The organism is Sphaerospermopsis torques-reginae ITEP-024 (assembly GCF_019598945.1).
In the GTDB taxonomy this organism is placed as follows: domain Bacteria; phylum Cyanobacteriota; class Cyanobacteriia; order Cyanobacteriales; family Nostocaceae; genus Sphaerospermopsis.
Window position 1 is genome coordinate 1,778,051 of the sequence record NZ_CP080598.1, and the last position, 18,970, is coordinate 1,797,020.

At 40.4% G+C, this 18,970-nt stretch carries 14 protein-coding genes and 1 pseudogene; 11 read left to right on the forward strand and 4 right to left on the reverse strand.

All coding sequences use genetic code 11. The features are described from left to right. Nucleotides 1–3 precede the first annotated feature (3 nt). Nucleotides 4–975, reverse strand: coding sequence for a glycosyltransferase family 2 protein (locus K2F26_RS08200; RefSeq protein WP_220611063.1), 972 nt, complete (start codon nucleotides 973–975; stop codon nucleotides 4–6). Nucleotides 976–1,084: 109 nt separating this feature from the next. On the opposite strand from K2F26_RS08200, the pseudogene K2F26_RS08205 reads away from it, so the two are divergent. Next, nucleotides 1,085–1,216, forward strand: a pseudogene (locus K2F26_RS08205) (EamA-like transporter family protein); the annotation flags it as partial. A 165-nt stretch (nucleotides 1,217–1,381) separates the two neighbouring features. Here the strand turns inward: K2F26_RS08205 and K2F26_RS08210 are convergent. Continuing rightward, on the reverse strand, nucleotides 1,382–1,768 hold the full coding sequence (locus K2F26_RS08210) for a type II toxin-antitoxin system VapC family toxin (RefSeq protein WP_220611064.1): 387 nt from the start codon (nucleotides 1,766–1,768) through the stop codon (nucleotides 1,382–1,384). Next, entirely contained in the window at nucleotides 1,752–2,015 is a 264-nt protein-coding gene (locus K2F26_RS08215; RefSeq protein WP_096570190.1) for a type II toxin-antitoxin system Phd/YefM family antitoxin, read from the reverse strand. The genes K2F26_RS08210 and K2F26_RS08215 overlap by 17 nt, the downstream gene beginning before the upstream one ends. A gap of 166 nt (nucleotides 2,016–2,181) precedes the next feature. On the opposite strand from K2F26_RS08215, the gene K2F26_RS08220 reads away from it, so the two are divergent. The 3 genes from K2F26_RS08220 to K2F26_RS08230 all read left to right on the forward strand — a co-directional run bounded on the left by K2F26_RS08220 (nucleotide 2,182) and on the right by K2F26_RS08230 (nucleotide 5,141). Beyond that, complete coding sequence (locus K2F26_RS08220; RefSeq protein ID WP_220611065.1) at nucleotides 2,182–3,126, forward strand: glycosyltransferase family 2 protein; 945 nt, start codon at nucleotides 2,182–2,184, stop codon at nucleotides 3,124–3,126. A 90-nt stretch (nucleotides 3,127–3,216) separates the two neighbouring features. Then, nucleotides 3,217–3,585: an EamA family transporter gene (locus tag K2F26_RS08225; RefSeq protein ID WP_220611066.1), complete on the forward strand. Its 369-nt coding sequence runs from the start codon at nucleotides 3,217–3,219 to the stop codon at nucleotides 3,583–3,585. A 647-nt stretch (nucleotides 3,586–4,232) separates the two neighbouring features. Next, a complete protein-coding gene (locus K2F26_RS08230; protein ID WP_220611067.1) occupies nucleotides 4,233–5,141 on the forward strand; it encodes a polysaccharide deacetylase family protein in 909 nt (302 codons plus the stop codon). Between the two features lie 121 nt (nucleotides 5,142–5,262). Here K2F26_RS08230 and K2F26_RS08235 read toward each other — a convergent pair whose 3' ends face one another. Continuing rightward, a complete protein-coding gene (locus K2F26_RS08235; RefSeq protein WP_220611068.1) occupies nucleotides 5,263–9,945 on the reverse strand; it encodes a glutamate synthase-related protein in 4,683 nt (1,560 codons plus the stop codon). An 805-nt stretch (nucleotides 9,946–10,750) separates the two neighbouring features. Between K2F26_RS08235 and K2F26_RS08240 the strand changes: the two genes are divergently transcribed. From K2F26_RS08240 to tuf, 7 genes are all read left to right on the forward strand, one after another. Continuing rightward, complete coding sequence (locus K2F26_RS08240; protein ID WP_220611069.1) at nucleotides 10,751–12,652, forward strand: phosphodiester glycosidase family protein; 1,902 nt, start codon at nucleotides 10,751–10,753, stop codon at nucleotides 12,650–12,652. 339 nt (nucleotides 12,653–12,991) lie between these two features. Further along, a complete protein-coding gene (locus K2F26_RS08245; protein WP_194054805.1) occupies nucleotides 12,992–13,411 on the forward strand; it encodes a cupin domain-containing protein in 420 nt (139 codons plus the stop codon). Nucleotides 13,412–13,589: 178 nt separating this feature from the next. Continuing rightward, nucleotides 13,590–13,913, forward strand: a complete 324-nt coding sequence (locus K2F26_RS08250) for a HesB/IscA family protein (protein ID WP_220611070.1) — start codon at nucleotides 13,590–13,592, stop codon at nucleotides 13,911–13,913. A gap of 274 nt (nucleotides 13,914–14,187) precedes the next feature. Beyond that, nucleotides 14,188–14,571 (forward strand): 30S ribosomal protein S12, encoded by a 384-nt coding sequence (gene rpsL / locus K2F26_RS08255; RefSeq protein ID WP_096570169.1) that lies wholly within the window; start codon nucleotides 14,188–14,190, stop codon nucleotides 14,569–14,571. Nucleotides 14,572–14,952: 381 nt separating this feature from the next. Beyond that, complete coding sequence (gene rpsG, locus K2F26_RS08260; RefSeq protein ID WP_220611071.1) at nucleotides 14,953–15,423, forward strand: 30S ribosomal protein S7; 471 nt, start codon at nucleotides 14,953–14,955, stop codon at nucleotides 15,421–15,423. A gap of 138 nt (nucleotides 15,424–15,561) precedes the next feature. Beyond that, complete coding sequence (fusA, locus tag K2F26_RS08265) at nucleotides 15,562–17,640, forward strand: elongation factor G (protein WP_220611072.1); 2,079 nt, start codon at nucleotides 15,562–15,564, stop codon at nucleotides 17,638–17,640. Nucleotides 17,641–17,662: 22 nt separating this feature from the next. Further along, nucleotides 17,663–18,892 (forward strand): elongation factor Tu, encoded by a 1,230-nt coding sequence (gene tuf / locus K2F26_RS08270; RefSeq protein ID WP_220611073.1) that lies wholly within the window; start codon nucleotides 17,663–17,665, stop codon nucleotides 18,890–18,892. Nucleotides 18,893–18,970 lie beyond the last annotated feature (78 nt).

Below are 18,970 nucleotides of genomic sequence, written 5' to 3' on the forward strand. Positions count from 1 at the left end.
AACTTACTCACAATATTTATCTATTTGAACATCATCACCTGTGCCTTCGCTCTCAAAACCATAAGCATCTCTAACTAAATACAAAGGTCGTCCTTTAACTTCTTCATAAATACGCCCAATGTATTCACCAATAATACCTAAATTAATCAATTGAATGCCCCCCACAAACAATATTGTCACCATTAAAGAAGCATATCCAGGAACATCTATGCCAAAAATTAAGGTGCGAATAATTAAATAAGCAGCATATAAAAACGCAACTAAGGATATGAAACAGCCGATATAAGTCCATATTCTTAAAGGCATTGAACTAAAGGAAGTAATACCATCAAGAGCAAAATTCCAAAGACTCCAATAATTCCATTTTGTCAGTCCTTGATAACGTGGAGAACGATCATAAATAATGGCGGTTTGTTTATAACCTACCCAAGAAAACAAACCTTTCATAAAGCGTGTTCTTTCAGGTAATTTTTTAATCGCTTCTACCACGCGACGATCCATTAACCTAAAATCTCCAGTATTACGGGGTATGGGAATACTGCTGTATCTTGCCATAATTAGGTAAAAATTATCAGCAGTAAACCTTTTTAACCAACTTTCTCCCCAACGATAACGACGAGTTGCATATACTACATCATACCCCTCTTGCCATTTTTCAATTAACTGTTCAATTAATTCCGGTGGATCTTGAAGATCCGCATCAATGGGGATAACTGCATCCCCTGTAGTATAATCAATACCAGCAGTTAAAGCTATTTCTTTACCAAAGTTACGGGATAAGTTAACTACCTTAATTGCTGGATTACGATTATAATGTTGTATTAAATATTCAAGGGTATTATCTTTACTGCCATCATTTACACATATAATTTCATATTCTATATTAAGATTTTCAATTACTTGTTCCAGTCTTGTAAATAATTGATCAATATTAACTTCTTCATTGTAAAAAGGAATTACTACGGAGATTTTCATATTTTCTGATTCAATTTAAACAATAAGCTGAAATTTATACTAAATTATTTTATAATATATTTGTCATTTTTCATACAAAATATAATTTCAATATACAAAGGTAATACCAGTGTCACCCCAAGAACTTAGTTTACTTCTCTTCTCAGTCCTCATCAGTGTTGCTGGACAATTTCTCTTAAAAATGGGAGCAATAAAATTAGGAAAAGTTCATGTAGGTAACATTATTAATCTCATCCTCAATCCATCAAATCAATTATCACCGTGAATCAGCCCATCGACTCCCTAGTTATCCCCATTTACAACGAAGAAGAAAATATCAAAGAAATGTATCCGCAGTCCTACTCATGTCATGGCATTAGCAACTATAAATGGTCAAGATAAGTGGATGGGTTAAAATATGCAATAACTACCAAATTACATCAACAGGGTATTGCATAATCTGACTATCTACAGTTAAAATTGGCATTTTTTCCACCTGACTTTGGGCAATAATAATCCTATCAAATGGATCACGATGTAAATCAGGTAAATTTACTACTTGTAAAGCATGAACCATTTGAATTGGTAAACTCTGGAAACGATTTATTTTTAACCGACTAGGAATATATATTTCTGGAGGTTCAGGTAAACTTAGTTTTCCTAAACGTACTTTAATCACAATTTCCCACGCACTTGCAGAACTTAAAAATAACTCATTACTAGGATCAGTAATAATTTTATAAGCAGTAGATGAAAGTTGCAAGTCGTCTGTAACCCACCAAATAAAAGCATGGGTATCAAGTAATACTTTCATTCTCAATGTCTAGGGGATTAAGAAAATCTTTTAAAATATCTTCTGGTAAAGGTGAATTAAAGTCAGAAGCAATCACCACCTTACCACGATCTAAACCCGGTATTCGCGGTAATGGCTGCTGGGAAAAAGGTAAAATACGAGCCACAGGAGTACCACCTTGAGAAAGAATAACTTCTTCTCCTGAAAAAACTCTACGGAGTAATTCTCCAAAATCACCTAAGTTATCTGGGAGTTCTGCATTATACATTGTTAAGTTAATTAGTGGTAAAATTAATGTTAATTCTTTAGCTTATACTCCAATTTTACTATACTTTAAACTTATTTTCTTAGTTTTCTGCAAACTATCTTTGTACTCTTAACTTCTCAACTTAACCAACCGTAATTATAAATTATCCATCAAATCAATTATCACCGTGAATCAGCCCATCTACTCACTATTCATCCCCATCTACAACGAAGAAGAAAACATCACTGAGATGTATCGCCGTCTCACTCATGTCATCGAACAATTAGACGGTGAAACTGAACTAATTTTAATTGATGACGGTAGCCGCGATCGCTCTTTAAGCATGATCCGCGAATTACACCATCATGATAGTCGAGTCCGTTACCTAAGTCTAGCTCGCAATTTTGGTCATCAAGTCGCAGTCACAGCAGGTCTAAATTTTGTCCAAGGTAAAAGCATCATCGTTATGGATGCTGACTTACAGGACCCACCAGAATTAATTTTAACCATGATTGACAAATGGCATGAAGGATATCAAGTAGTTTACGCCCAGCGCAAGTCCCGTCAAAAAGAAAATTGGTTCAAACGCTTAACAGCATATCTTTTTTATCGCATTCTCAAACGTTTGGCTAAAGTTGACATCCCTGTGGATACAGGAGACTTTTGTTTAATGGATAGACAGGTAGTAGATATCCTCAATACCATGCCAGAACGTAACCGTTATATTCGTGGTTTACGTGCTTGGGTAGGTTTTCGACAAACATCCGTACTTTTTGAAAGAAGTCCCCGTTATGCTGGAGATGTAAAATATACTTTCGGTAAATCTTTATCCTTAGCAATTGATGGTATTATCTCATTTTCCACAGTTCCTTTAAGACTCGCAACCTATTTAGGTATCATATCAGCTACTATTGCCTTAATTATGATCCTATTAGTTCTTTATTGGCGAATATTTGCACCAGTCTCTCACCTCATTGGTTACACATTAATTACTATCGCTATGTTTTTCTTAGGTTCAGTCCAGTTAATTTGTATTGGTATTTTAGGTGAATACATTGGTCGAATTTATGAAGAAGTCAAAGGTCGTCCTCTTTATATAGTCAAGGAAACTGGAGGTTTGAAAAAAACTTAATTGCCTTAAATAACCTACTTATTTAATTTCATAATTTTTCTATCTTTTTGGTAACTAAAAAATCACCATTAATATACAAAGGAAATACCAATGTCACCCCAAGAAATTACTTTACTCCTCTTCTCAGTCTTCATCAGTGTTGCTGGACAATTTCTCTTAAAAATGGGAGCAATAAAATTAGGAAAAGTTCATGCAGGTAACATTATTAATCTCATCCTCAACATGATCACCATACCCGAACTATTATTAGGACTCACCTGTTATGGGATTGGTGCTGTAGCCTACATTCTTCTACTTACAAGAGTTAACCTCAGCGTGGCTGCACCTGCGGTATCCGTTGGTTATATATTTTCCGTATTGTTGGGTTTCTTTATTTTAAAAGAACCTATTCCTATGATCCGCCTTGTGGGATTAGGTTTTATTGTTACAGGAGTAATATTAGTAGTTTGGAAAAAATAAACTCAAAGCAAAAATTATTTATATTTATAATTCCTCTTTGATTTTTCAAAAAAATTAGTACACATATCTAGTTATTTCTCCCCTATTCCCTACTCCCTATTGCCTATTCCTTCTGTCAACGAGTAAATATAGCTACACCCCAAACTATCACAACTCCAATACTAGGGCTATAGCAGTATCCATATTAACAAATAACTCAACCACGATCATGGCAAAATATGATATGTTGTTTTTTTGTCTATCTATTCGATATATTTCTAAAAACAACAAAATCCAGTGAAAAAATTAATTTTTTCTTTTACAAGAACGAAGGAACTTAAACATTAAAATATACATCTCCAGTAATGTTACTGTTAGTTTGTGCCGTTAATTTGGTTTAGATACTATATTCCTCAAGGCTGGTTATGTGGAATAATCATTAATTTATTACCCTTCGATGTGGACAAAAGTAAAAAAGTCACAGATTCCATACTTAAGGAAATAACTGAATGGTAAATTTCACCGTAATTTCGGAACTTCTATAAGTTACCATTGCAGTTTTGATGATTTCTAGTAGATAACTAAGTATCTAACATCTAGAAAAAAAATATGTTATAAACTACCGTCATCAACGTGAGCGACGGTTCAACCCTTGAAGGAGCTATGCAGTGGAAAACAACAAGTCATTTTTTTGGCCGCAGGGAATATTGATTGTATTGCTGTGTTTAACTGGTACTTTGGGTATTGGGTTAATGATGCTTGTGAGGGCAAATACCTCTGAAGCTCAAAATAACCAGCGTATCAATTTCAATGAAATTGCTGCTAATACAGTCACTCAGCAACGGATTGAAAAATTTAAGGCTGCAATGCTCACTACCTGGCAAAAGGAAGCACAGGCAAAAGGTATTATCACTGATGTACCATCACGCTTTCAAGGGGTAACAATAAAAGCTGCTACACTTCCCCCAGATCAAAAAGTAATTGCACTAACTTTTGATGATGGTCCCTGGCCAAAAAGCACTGCCCAGGTTCTAGATATTCTCAAAAAAAATAATATTCAAGGTACATTTTTTGTCGTTGGGCAAAATGTAAAAAATTATCCTGATTTAACTAGACGTATAGTTGCTGAAGGCCATTCTATTGCTAATCATACCTGGCATCACTGGTATCATCACATGAACCCGCAAACCGCAGCTTATGAAGTTGCCAATACCACAGATATTATTTTTAAAACTACAGGGGTGAAATCCGGTTTATTTCGTCCACCTGGTGGAATTATGACTAATGGTGTCGTATCCTACGCCAGAAATAATAAGTATGCAATTATTATGTGGTCATCTGACTCTATAGACTATTCCCGTCCTGCTGTACCTAGACTGATTAACAATATATTCAAAACCGCAAAACCAGGGGGTATTGTGTTAATGCACGACGGTGGAGGCGATCGCACTCACACCGTCCAAGCCTTACCAGAAATTATCAGTAGATTCCGCAAACAAGGCTATAAATTTGTTACTGTTCCCGAACTCTTGGAAATGCAAGATCAGCAGCAACAGTTAGCGGCTAATAAGAAGTAGTAGGGGCAAACCCCCCGTGGTTGCCCTCTTGAGGCAGGAGTCAGGAGTCAGGAGGCAGAAGAAAAAAATCTGTTCCCTATTCCCTTCTTACTGTCACCTGTCACCTGTCCCCAGTCACCTACTACACAGAACTCAACTGTTTACCAGCCTTTTCAGCTTCCACATTAGCTTCTGGACTATCTGCTTCTGAAGGTGGTACAACTTGCCAGAACTTCGGTAAATACTCTGACCAGTTCTGTAAAATTAACTGCGCTTTTGGTGAACCAGTGCGATCTCCATGAGCTTTAATCAAGTCATAGAGTTGTTTCTCACCAGCTTCCGTTGCTACACGCTGGATTTTCACAATGGTCTTATTCACCAACTCAGGGAAAGAACCATCTTCATCTAAGAAGTAACCTAACCCTCCAGTCATCCCAGCACCCACGTTGCGGCCGACTTTACCCAGCACCACAACCACACCACCGGTCATATATTCGCAGCAGTGATCACCAGCCCCTTCAATAACTGCCGTACCTTTAGAATTACGCACTGCAAAGCGTTCACCCGCTAAACCTCTAGCGAACAACACCCCACCAGTTGCACCATAAAGACAGGTATTCCCAACAATCACATTTTCGGCTGAGTTATAAGTCGCATCTGCGGGTGGTTTAATAATAATCTCCCCACCGTGCATCCCCTTACCTACATAGTCGTTAGCTTCCCCATGTAAGGTTAAGGTTAAACCAGGTAAGATAAACGCCCCAAAGCTTTGTCCGACGCTACCTTGGAAGTTCAAGTTAATTTGTCCTTCAAAACCACTATCACCGTATTGAGAAGCAATAGCACCCGCTAACCTTGATCCTACGGTTCTATCAGTATTCACAACTTTGTAAGTCTTGGTGACAGTAGCTTGATTTTTGATGGTTGCTTGAATTTCTGCATCCGCTAAGAACTGATCATCTAAAACCGGTCCATTGCTGTGAACTTCTTCATGGTTCAACCAGCTACGATTGGATTTAGCATCTGGCAACTTAGTTAAACAATCTAAATTCACAGATTGGGTTTTTGTCAACTGCAAATCAGAACGCACGGTTAAAAGATCCGCCCTACCTGTTAACTCGGTTAAAGAACGATAACCCAGTTTCGCTAACAGACTCCGCACTTCTTCCGCGATGAAGTAGAAGAAGTTAACAACATGATCAGGAATACCTGTAAAGCGTAGACGCAGTTCTTCTTTCTGAGTTGCTACACCTTTGGGACAGGTGTTTAAATGACACACCCGCGCCATAATACAACCTTCGGCGATCATGGCAATAGAACCAAAACCGAACTCTTCCGCACCCATTAAAGCAGCGATTAGGACATCCCAACCACTCTTTAAACCGCCATCAACTCTAAGAATCACGCGATCGCGCAATCCATTATCCATTAACACCCGATGCACTTCTGATAATCCAAATTCCCACGGACTACCAGCGTGTTTAATAGAACTCAGAGGAGATGCACCAGTACCGCCATCATGACCGGAAATTTGGATAATATCAGCGTTAGCTTTTGCTACACCAGCAGCAATAGTACCAATACCGATTTCCGCCACCAACTTCACGGAAACTTGGGCTTTCGGGTTAATTTGATGCAGGTCAAAAATTAACTGCGCCAAATCTTCAATTGAGTAAATATCATGATGGGGAGGGGGTGAAATTAAAGTTACACCGGGTTTAGAACGGCGCAACATGGCAATATAAGGGCTAACCTTTGGACCTGGTAACTGTCCACCTTCACCGGGTTTTGCACCTTGAGCAATTTTGATTTCGATCTGTTTAGCACTGGCTAAATATCCAGGAGTCACACCAAAACGACCGGAAGCGACTTGTTTGATGGCACTGGAAGCAGTATCACCATTTCTCAAACCGTTTAAATGGGGCAGAGTGGGTGAATGTCCGTTTTCGTCAACATCATTTAACACATTGTAACGAACTGGATCTTCTCCACCTTCACCAGAGTTAGATTTACCACCGATGCGGTTCATGGCGATCGCTAAAGTTTCATGTGCTTCCCGTGATAAAGCACCTAAAGACATACCACCAGTACAGAAGCGTTGAGCGATTTCGCTGACAGACTCTACTTCTTCAAGAGGAATAGAAGGGCGATCGCTGACAAAATCCAATAAATCTCTTAAAGCGGTTGCAGGTCTGCTTTTTAGATGCTGTTTATAAACTTCATAATGGTCATACTGCTTACCATCCACAGCTTTATGCAGCGCCTTCACCAGTTCCGGGCTATTACTGTGATATTCACCACCGGGACGATACTGGACAAAGCCCAGATTTTCCAACTTCTTAGCAGACAAATCTGGGAAAGCTTTACTGTGGAAAGAAAGCACTTCTTGAGCCAGTTCAGCACAACTTAAACCACCAATGCGGGAAGTAGTCCCCCGGAAAGCTAAATTTAACAAATCGCCACCAATACCGATCGCCTCAAAGATTTGCGCCGCTTGATAGCTAGAAAGCAGCGAAATTCCCATTTTTGAGAGAATTTTCAACAAACCTGATTCTACAGCCTGACGATAATTAGCGATCGCCTGATCCAGAGTAATATTATTCAGCTTACCCCGTTCCCTGAACTGTTGGGTTTTCGGATCAGCCCACCAGTCACGTACCGTATCCAAAGCCATATAAGGGCAAACCGCACCCGCACCATAGCCCAACAAACACGCAAAATGGTGTGTACTCCAACATTGGGCGGTATGCACAACTAAAGAAGTCTTCATCCGCACACCTTCGCGGATCAAATAGTGATGAACTGCACCCACAGCCAACAAAGGCGGAATATAAGTAAAATCAGCACTGATGCCTTTTTCACCATTGGGGGCAATCTTATCACTCAAGATTAAAATTTTCGCACCAGCCCGCACCGACTCAGCAGCTTGTTTTTGTAAAGATTCTACCGCCGCTTTTAACCCATCAGGACCAGCATTGATAGAAAACAGAGTTGATAACTCAGCAGTGCCAAAACCAGATAATTTAATCGCTTCTAACTCAGCATCAGTCAAAACAGGCGAATCTAACTTTAATCTTCTCGCGTGTTCTGGTTGCGGATCTAATAAATTACCTCTTTCACCCAGTTCCACCGTCAAAGACATTACCAATTTTTCCCGTAACGGATCAATAGGTGGGTTTGTTACCTGGGCAAAACGTTGTTTAAAGTAGTTGTACAGCAGATGGGGTTTTTCTGATAAAACCGCCAAAGGAATATCATCACCCATAGAGAAAGTCGGTTCAGCACCAGTATTCGCCATCGGCTGAATAATCATTTCTGCATCTTCGCTAGTGTAACCAAAAGCGATCTGTTGTTGCAGTAAAGTTTGTTTATCGGGGATTTCAAAACTTTCAGTTACATAATGACCATTACCGTTACCATTTCCATTAGCTGATGGTTTTACCAAATCTTGCAACTCTTGACGGTATTTTTGCAACCAATCGCCGTAAGGATGTAACTTAGCAATACGTTGTTTAATTTCCCAGTTCTTCAAAATTTCATTGCTGTTTAAATCTACAGCAATCATTTGTCCTGGTCCGAGTCTACCTTTTTCGATAATACTGGTTTCTGGGAAATCAACTACACCCGCTTCCGAAGCAACTACGATATAGTCATCACTGGTAATGACATAACGCGCTGGTCTTAAACCATTTCTATCTAAAGTCGCACCAACTCTTTTACCATCACTGAATACTAACAGCGCCGGACCATCCCAAGCTTCCTGTAAACCACTGTAATATTCATAGAAATCAACGATTTCAGGATGATCTTTTAAAGAAGGTTGATTTTTGTAAGCCTCTGGAACCATCATCATTAAAGCTTCCAAAGGACTGCGGCCTGAACGCACCAACAATTCTAAAACGTTATCAAGAGTCGCAGAATCGCTACTTTCAGTATTTACCAAAGGTTTGAATTCTTCAGCGCGTCCTTTCCAAATCCGATGATCTAAAGTAGCTTCCCGCGCCATCATCCAATTAATGTTACCCAACAGAGTGTTAATTTCTCCATTGTGGCCTAGTAACCGCATGGGTTGAGCTAAAGGCCACTTGGGCATGGTGTTGGTACTAAAACGACGATGATAAACAGCAAAGGAACATTTAAAAGCTGGATTCTTTAAATCTTGATAAAAGTCTCCCAATACCGCCGATCGCACCATACCTTTATAAACAATGGTACGGCTAGAAAGGGAGCAGACATAAAACTCATCAGAAATATTTTTCGCCGCTTTCACCACACGACGACGGGTAAGATACATTTCCCGTTCTAGTTCATCACCACTTTTATCAGCAGAACTCAGGAAAACCTGTTCTATGTAAGGTTGGTTTTCTCTTGCTTGTATCCCTAAAACCTCTGGACGTACAGGAACTTTACGCCAACCTAGTACAGTTAAATTTTCTTCTTTTGCTACTTGTTCAAATATTTCTTTAACTTTTTTGGCGGATTCCTGATCTTGGGGTAAGAAGATCATTCCTACAGCCATATTACCAGTGTTAGCAACATTAAATCCTTCTTGTTGCAACAATTCCCAAGGAATAGCCGTCAAAATACCCGCCCCATCTCCAGAGTCTTGATCCGCACTACATCCACCCCGATGTTCTAAACAAGTCAGAGCATCTAAAGCTTTCGCCAAAATTTCATGGTTGGCAATATTGCAGCGATGGGCAATAAAGCCTACACCACAAGCATCCCGTTCTTCAACCAACCATCTTTGTCCTAAATAAGTTTCAGTATTTTCCGTATTTTTCATTGTGATGTTTTGATCCTGATTTAATGATTGATGACTCATATTTTATTCCTGAAATAATCGTGAAATTTCTGAGTTATGAATGTGACAACTGTTGCTACTGCAAAGAAAAAAAATCTAAGATTTAGCGATCGCAAAATACATAATCACGAAAAGTTAAGGGAAAATTAGGGAAAAAAAATTTTAACTTGAGGTTTACATTTCTGCTCACCCATGTTAAAATAGCCGCGTTATTTTTTTAAGTGTTTATGCACCGCACTCTTAGAAAAAGTACCTTGATCTAAATAATCTGCTTTACCTGACATTACGTTTATTTTTAGATAGTGAAGCTAATTGCTTTTTATCCCCGTTTAGCCTGATCTAGTCTTTTTTCAGGATCATCATTTGGGACTTACCTGAGATTTAATATCAACGGGATGTACTGCTTTTTTTCAAGCAGAGACTATCCTTTTGCAGCAACAGGCACAGTGTATTACAAAATATAGCACTATATGCCGTGATGTGAAACCTGCTCAAATCTACTTTGAGCTTCTTTTATTTTGTGTTTTTCTGAGAAGTTCTAGCAATATCTAATTTGTATGTATTATTGAGAACTGTGGGTGTTGGTAATTTTAGGGGGATGATTAGCAGGATGATTGGTGAATGGGTTTTTCAATAGTATAGATAGGGAACATAAATATTATCACCTTTATTGACCAAGAAAATTACAATTTTTTAAGATTCCCTGATAATTGGTGATTGGTGACTGGTGATTGGTGACTGGTGACTGATGACTGGGAATAAATATTTACCTTCTGAACTCCTGAACTCCTGAACTCCTATTCCCTATTCCCCTAAAATAGTAAAAATGCTCATACTCGAAATGAACAAACTGCGGTTTTTCCTTTACTCTGTGTCTTCAATCCTAGTAACAGCACTTAGTTTTACTGTTGCTGATACTACTAACGCTCAACTATCTCCCATCCGTTTTCAACCTCGCCCCCTGGTGGTTTCTCAAGTACCAACACCATCATCAGGTAATCAAATAGTTCTCAATGGTAGAACCTTAACAGGTGCTTGGAGACAACAACCAGGAACATCTGGAACTGTAACTTATGTCAGTGATGGCGCACTTCGACAATTAATAGGAATAGATTTATTAAATACCACCAATCCTGAATTACAACCAATAGACTGGTTTTCTCAATCATCTCCCACCCTCAAAGCTATATTTTCTCCTGGATATCGTTATTTAGATATTTCTAATTTTGCCCAAATCAACGGCTGGCAGATCCAAGTTAACGGAAATCAGCTAATGATTTCTACCCCTGCTGCAAAAATTAATAATCTTCGTTTAGGAAAACGGCCTACAGGTGATCGCCTAGTTATAGACTTAGATCGTCCCACACCTTGGAGAGCTACACCAGGTCAAACTATCAGAAAATCACCAGATCCGCAAAATCCCAGTGCTGTACCCCCAGGATCACCCAACCGAGAATGGATCATCACCCTAGATAGTACGGCCGATAGTAGCTTAATTCAACGTTATCCACCCCAACCCCCAACCACCACACTCAACCCAAACGCACTGATTCAAAAAGTAGAAACAGTAAATAATCAAACTAATAATCAAACTAGGATTACTCTCAGTGTTCCCTTTGGTTCATCTCCCCAAATTACCACCCTAGCTAACCCTAATCGTTTAGTCGTTGATATTATCCCAGATGCTTTAGTAACAAAGGATATTACCTGGACTAAGGGATTACGCTGGCAACAAAGATTTATAAATGTTGGTCAGGATAGGTTTCCCGTCGTTTGGTTAGAAATTAACCCCCGTCAAGCTGGGTTAACATTAAAACCAATAACTTCCAATCTGGAAAGTCAAACAGGTATAGCACCCTTAATACAAACAGCACAAAGGGATTTAGCGATAGCAGGAATTAATGGTGGCTATTTTAACCGCAATAATAAATTACCTTTAGGTGCAGTCCGTCGGGATAATCAATGGTTATCAGGACCCATACTTAATAGAGGTGCGATCGCCTGGAATAACAACGGAGAATTTTATTTTGGTCGTCTCACCTTAAACGAAACTTTAAACACCAGCAATAACCAAACCCTACCCATACTCTTTCTTAACAGTGCCTACGTACAAAATGGCATAGCAAGATATACACCCACCTGGGGACAAACTTACACACCCTTACTAGATAACGAAATTATTATCACAGTTCAAAATAACCAAATCACCAACCAAACACCAGGAGGAAAAGCAGGTGTCACATCTGTTACCATCCCCCAAAATGGCTACCTCCTCACCTTACGGGGTACAGCTACCAGCAACGCCGCAAAACTACCTATTGGCACAAAAGTTAACATTACCAGTTCCACCAACTCTGCTAACTTTAACCGTTACCCCCACATTATCGGCGCAGGTCCGCTTTTAATCCAAAATCGTCAAATAGTTCTTGATGCTCAAAGTGAAAAATTTAGTAACGCCTTCATCATCGAAAGAGCCGCCCGCAGTGCTATTTGTACCACCAGCACAGGTAATTTAATCATAGCAGCCGTCCACAACCGCGCCGGAGGACCCGGACCCACCCTAGCAGAACACGCCCAATTAATGCAAACTATGGGTTGTGTAAACGCCCTCAACCTCGACGGAGGCAGTTCCACCAGTTTATACTTGGGAGGGCAATTACTGGATCGTTCACCCAATACAGCTGCCCGCGTTCATAACGGTATAGGTATCTTTATTAACAATAGGTAACACTCAATCCCAGATAAAAAATGCAAAATTTTCAATAATATTTCTTAAATATTGCTTAAATATTTCTTAAAAGATATTATTTAGTTTTGCATTCACATTTTGCCCCTGGGTAATAGATTTGTTCATATTTAAAGTTGAGAACAAGTTAATATTTTATTCATGAAGAGTTAATGTAGAAAGCTGATTTTGAATAATCAAAGGGTACTTGATCAGAGTTATCTTTGCTATGGTAATAACAGTGAAATTAATGGATTAATTTTATTTTTAAAAGAGTTCATTAAATTTTTTCACTAAATATTAAGAATCTTAAAATTTTGTACATTGTACAACGAGGTCATTATGGCTCAACTTAATGAAAAAGTCACAAATAATACACTGTCTTTAAGTGCAAGCATTAGCACAAAAGGCATAGCAGCCAGTGAAATGCGTCCTTGGGGTTCGTTTACAGTTTTAGAAGAAGGTAAAGGTTATAAAATTAAACGTATTGAAGTTAAACCAGGACATCGCCTCAGTTTGCAAATGCACCATCACCGCAGTGAACACTGGATAGTTGTTTCCGGTACTGCTAAAGTCGTGTGTGGTGAGAGTGAAATTTTACTCAGTAACAATCAATCAACCTACGTACCACAATGTACAGTTCATCGTTTAGAAAATCCGGGTGTTATTCCCTTGGTTTTGATAGAAGTTCAAAACGGCGAATATTTAGGAGAAGATGATATTATTCGCTACCAAGATGACTACGCTCGTAGTGATAAATGACTGGTGACTGGTGACTGGGGAAGAAAATTTTAGATTTTAGATTTTAGATTTTAGATTGGAGTTGACAAAAACAATCCAAAATCCTTGCATCCAAAATCCAAAATACATAACTCCTGCCTCCTGCCTCCTGAACTCCTGTAATATTGAATATGGGTTTTCTGATTGCTACAAAAATTCCATGATTCAATTAAGTCCAGCAGCTACCAATGAGATGGAGCGATTAAAATCCAAACAACAGCCAAATATCTTGTTTCGCTTGCAGGTGAAACCAGGTGGCTGTTCGGGTTGGTTATACGATATTTACTTTGATGAAGCGGTTAAAGTTGAAGATCAGGTTTTTGACGTGAATAATATTCAATTAGTCATAGACAAAGAAAGCATCAAATATATTAACGGTTTGACCCTGGACTATTCAGAGGATCTTATGGGTGGAGGTTTTCGCTTCTACAACCCCATAGCCATTTCTACCTGTAGCTGTGGTAATTCTTTTTCTATGTCATAGGACAGGGGACTGGCGACTGGTGACTGGCGACTCGTGGCTGGTGACTGGTGACTGGGGAAGAAAATTTTAGATTTTAGATTTTAGATTGGAGTTGACAAAAACAATCCAAAATCCTTGCATCCAAAATCCAAAATACATAACTCCTGCCTCCTGCTCCCTGCCTTCTGCCTCCTGCCTCCTGCCTCCTCAAAAAATAATTGACGTAAAAACACAAAAAACGCTATAATCAGGATTTGTTAAAATAGAACATAAGCAGCTTCACGCGCTGTCACTCATGCCAACAATTCAGCAATTAATACGTAGTGAACGCGAACTAGCGCGTCAAAAGACCAAATCTCCGGCTCTGAAACAATGTCCTCAACGCCGAGGAGTTTGTACCAGAGTATATACAACTACACCAAAAAAACCCAACTCAGCCCTTCGCAAAGTAGCGCGGGTAAGGCTAACATCTGGATTTGAGGTTACAGCTTACATTCCAGGCATTGGCCATAACTTGCAAGAACACTCTGTGGTCATGATCCGTGGTGGTCGGGTAAAAGACTTACCTGGTGTGAGATATCACATCATTCGCGGTACACTAGACACAGCCGGAGTTAAAGACCGGAAACAAGGACGTTCCAAGTATGGAACAAAGCGCCCAAAAGAAGCTAAAAAATAGGACATAGGCGATTAATCGCATCCTAATCAAGCAAACGATTAATCGTCTATCCTCAAGCCTCATCAGCAAAAGAATCTAGCGGTCTCTTCTGGATTAATCTGGATTAAAGAATAAATTTGTAACCTGCACTCAGGCGCGATTGTCAAGGTTTACAATCAGACTAATATAAGCCATGCCGGCGCTTTGATGTAAATATTGAAGTTAGTAATGTTGTCGTCTTGTGTGTCTGGTAGAGTGTTAGCGGTTTAACTGATTGATTCTTAAATGGCAGTTAGAACCAAAAATTTAAGGAAATCTAACCAGCTATTCACACTCCTGATAGGTTCATAAGTTCTGATAGCATATAATTTCGTTGCCAAATTCCCAATTCAAGGATTAAGTATGTCTCGTCGTGGAGTAAGTCAAAGGCGGCCTGTTCCGCCTGACTCAGTTTATAATAGTCGCCTAGTTAGCATGATGATGCGGCGGGTAATGCGTCATGGAAAAAAATCCCTTGCTGCCAGGATTGTTTATGATGCTTTAAAAACCATTGAAGAACGGACTGGTGGCAATGCTCTAGAAACATTTGAAAGAGCAGTCCGTAACGCTACACCTCTGGTAGAAGTAAAAGCTCGAAGAGTAGGTGGTGCGACTTATCAAGTACCAATGGAAGTCCGTTCAGATCGTGGTACTACCCTAGCATTGCGCTGGTTAGTACAATTTTCCCGGTCTAGACCAGGACGCACAATGGCTAGTAGACTAGCAAATGAATTAATGGACGCTGCGAATGAAACAGGGAGTTCCATTCGTAAGCGCGAAGAAACGCACCGTATGGCGGAAGCAAACAAAGCATTTGCACACTACCGTTACTAAATGGAGCAACGATATATCGCCAAAAAATTAGCGGTATATCGTCAACTTTCTGCCCAAGACGGTTTTCCGTAAAAGTATAGAATCTTAACAAAGAGTAATATACAAGATATCATGAGTCCTAAATTATAGGAGGTAACTGTGGCACGCACAAACCCGCTAGAGAAAGTACGCAATATCGGTATTGCGGCGCATATAGATGCGGGAAAAACGACAACAACAGAGAGAATATTATTTTACTCTGGGATAATTCATAAAATTGGTGAAGTTCACGAAGGAACAGCAGTAACAGACTGGATGGAACAGGAGCGGGAGCGGGGAATTACCATCACTGCTGCTGCGATCAGTACCAGTTGGAAAGATCATCAAATTAACATTATTGACACTCCCGGTCACGTGGACTTCACAATTGAAGTTGAACGTTCCATGCGGGTGTTAGATGGTGTAATAGCTGTCTTTTGTTCCGTTGGTGGTGTTCAACCTCAGTCTGAGACAGTATGGCGGCAAGCTGACCGCTACAAAGTACCTCGCATTGCCTTCATCAACAAGATGGATCGCACAGGAGCGAACTTTTATAGAGTTCATGAGCAAATGCGCGATCGCCTGAGAGCAAATGCCATTGCCATTCAACTGCCCATCGGTAGCGAAAGTGATTTTAAGGGTATTGTTGATTTGGTACGGATGTGTGCGTATATGTACACAAACGACCAAGGAACGGATATTCAGGAAACAGAAATTCCTGCCGAATTGCAAGACAAAGCAGCAGAATATCGCACTGCGTTGATAGAAGCAGTATCGGAAACTGATGACGAACTGATGAATAAGTACTTCGAGGGAGAAGAACTTACAGAAGCGGAAATCCGTACTGCACTGCGTAAAGGAACAATTGCTGGAACAATTGTACCTGTGCTTTGTGGTTCAGCATTCAAAAACAAAGGCGTGCAGTTGATGCTGGATGCAGTCGTAGATTACCTGCCAGCACCAATTGACGTACCAGCAATTCAAGGTACATTGCCCAGTGGGGACACTGTAGAACGCAAGGCTGATGATAATGAACCCTTGTCAGCTTTAGCCTTCAAGATTATGGCAGACCCCTACGGTCGTCTGACCTTTATTCGCGTTTATTCTGGTGTGCTGAAAAAAGGTAGCTACGTCCTCAACGCTACCAAAGGCAAGAAAGAACGTATCTCTCGCCTGGTCGTTTTGAAAGCAGACGAACGTCAAGACGTTGAAGAACTACGGGCTGGTGACTTAGGCGCAGCAGTAGGATTGAAAGACACCTTGACTGGTGACACTCTATGTGATGAAGGCTCAGCAGTAATTCTAGAATCCTTGTTTATTCCTGAACCTGTCATCTCGGTAGCGGTTGAACCCAAAACCAAGAATGACATGGATAAGCTATCCAAAGCACTACAAGCTCTGTCCGAAGAAGACCCAACTTTCCGCGTCAGTGTTGATCCAGAAACCAACCAAACAGTGATTGCCGGGATGGGAGAACTACACCTGGAAATTCTTGTAGACCGGATGTTACGGGAATTCAAGGTAGAAGCCAACGTGGGTGCGCCCCAGGTAGCTTACCGGGAAACCATTCGCAAAGCTGTCAACAAAATTGAAGGTAAGTTTATCCGCCAAAGCGGTGGTAAGGGGCAATACGGTCACGTTGTGATTGACTTAGAACCAGGTAAACCAGGTTCAGGTTTTGAATTCGTTTCTAAAATTGTCGGTGGTTCAGTACCTAAAGAGTACGTAGGACCTGCTGAACAAGGAATGAAAGAATGTTGTGAATCTGGTGTATTAGCCGGATATCCACTCATTGACGTTAAAGCCACTTTAGTAGATGGTTCTTACCACGACGTAGACTCTTCAGAAATGGCATTTAAAATCGCTGGTTCAATGGCGATGAAAGAAGCTGTAACAAAGGCTTCACCCGTATTGTTAGAGCCGATGATGAAAGTAGAAGTTGAAGTCCCAGAAAACTTCCTTGGTGATGTTATGGGTGATCTCAACTCTCGTCGCGGGCAAATCGAAGGTATGGGATCTGAAGATGGTTTAGCTAAAGTAACAGCTAAAGTACCATTGGCAGAAATGTTTGGCTACGCTACTGATATCCGGTCAAAAACTCAAGGTCGTGGTATCTTTTCAATGGAGTTTAGCAACTACGATGAAGTGCCTCGCAACGTGGCTGAGGCCATCATTGCAAAAAGCAAAGGGAACGCATAATTAAAAAAGGAAACGAGTATACATGGCACGCGCAAAGTTTGAACGGACTAAGACCCACGTTAACATCGGTACTATTGGCCACGTTGACCACGGTAAAACTACTTTAACAGCAGCTATCACCATGACCTTGGCTGCTTTGGGTAACGCAGAAGCTAAAGCTTACGATCAAATTGATAACGCACCCGAAGAAAAAGCACGGGGTATTACAATCAACACTGCTCACGTTGAGTATGAAACGGAAAGTCGCCACTATGCTCACGTAGACTGTCCTGGACACGCTGACTATGTGAAAAACATGATCACAGGTGCGGCACAAATGGATGGCGCTATTCTTGTGGTAGCGGCTACTGATGGTCCTATGCCCCAAACTCGTGAACACATCCTGTTAGCACGTCAGGTAGGTGTTCCTAAACTGGTAGTCTTCCTCAACAAAGAAGACATGATGGAAGACGAAGAACTTCTGGAATTGGTAGAACTAGAACTGCGCGAACTATTGACCGAATACGGTTTTGATGGTGATAATATCCCCATCGTTAGAGGTTCTGGTCTGCAAGCTCTGGAAGCAATGGTTAAGTCCCCCAAAACTGCAAAGGGAGAAAATCCTTGGGTAGATAAAATCTATGCTCTAATGGATGCTGTAGATTCTTATATTCCTGATCCAGAGCGCGATATTGACAAGCCTTTCTTGATGGCAGTTGAAGACGTATTCACCATTACAGGTCGTGGTACTGTTGCTACTGGTCGGATTGAACGTGGTAAAGTCAAGGTTAACGACACAGTTGAATTAATTGGTTTGAGAGATACTCGTAGCACCACTGTCACCGGTATTGAGATGTTCAAGAAGAGTCTTGATGAAGGTATGGCAGGGGACAACGCCGGTGTATTGCTGCGTGGTTTGAAAAAAGAAGATATAGAACGTGGTATGGTAATCGCCAAACCCGGTTCTATCACCCCTCATACTGAATTTGAAGGTGAAGTTTACGTATTGACCGAAAAAGAAGGTGGTCGCAAAACTCCCTTCTTCGCTGGTTATCGTCCTCAGTTCTATGTACGGACAACAGATGTAACTGGCACTATCAAAAGCTACACAGCTGATGATGGCGGCGCAGTAGAAATGGTTATGCCAGGCGATCGCATCAAAATGACAGTTGAACTGATCAACCCCGTTGCGATTGAACAAGGTATGCGCTTCGCTATTCGTGAAGGTGGCCGCACTATTGGTGCTGGTGTCGTTTCTAAAATCCTCAAATAGTACCTTTTTGTCTTTGTAACCAAGGAGCAGAGATTGGGAAAGTATGTCTCTGCTCTTTTATCTTCCCTTTACCAATTT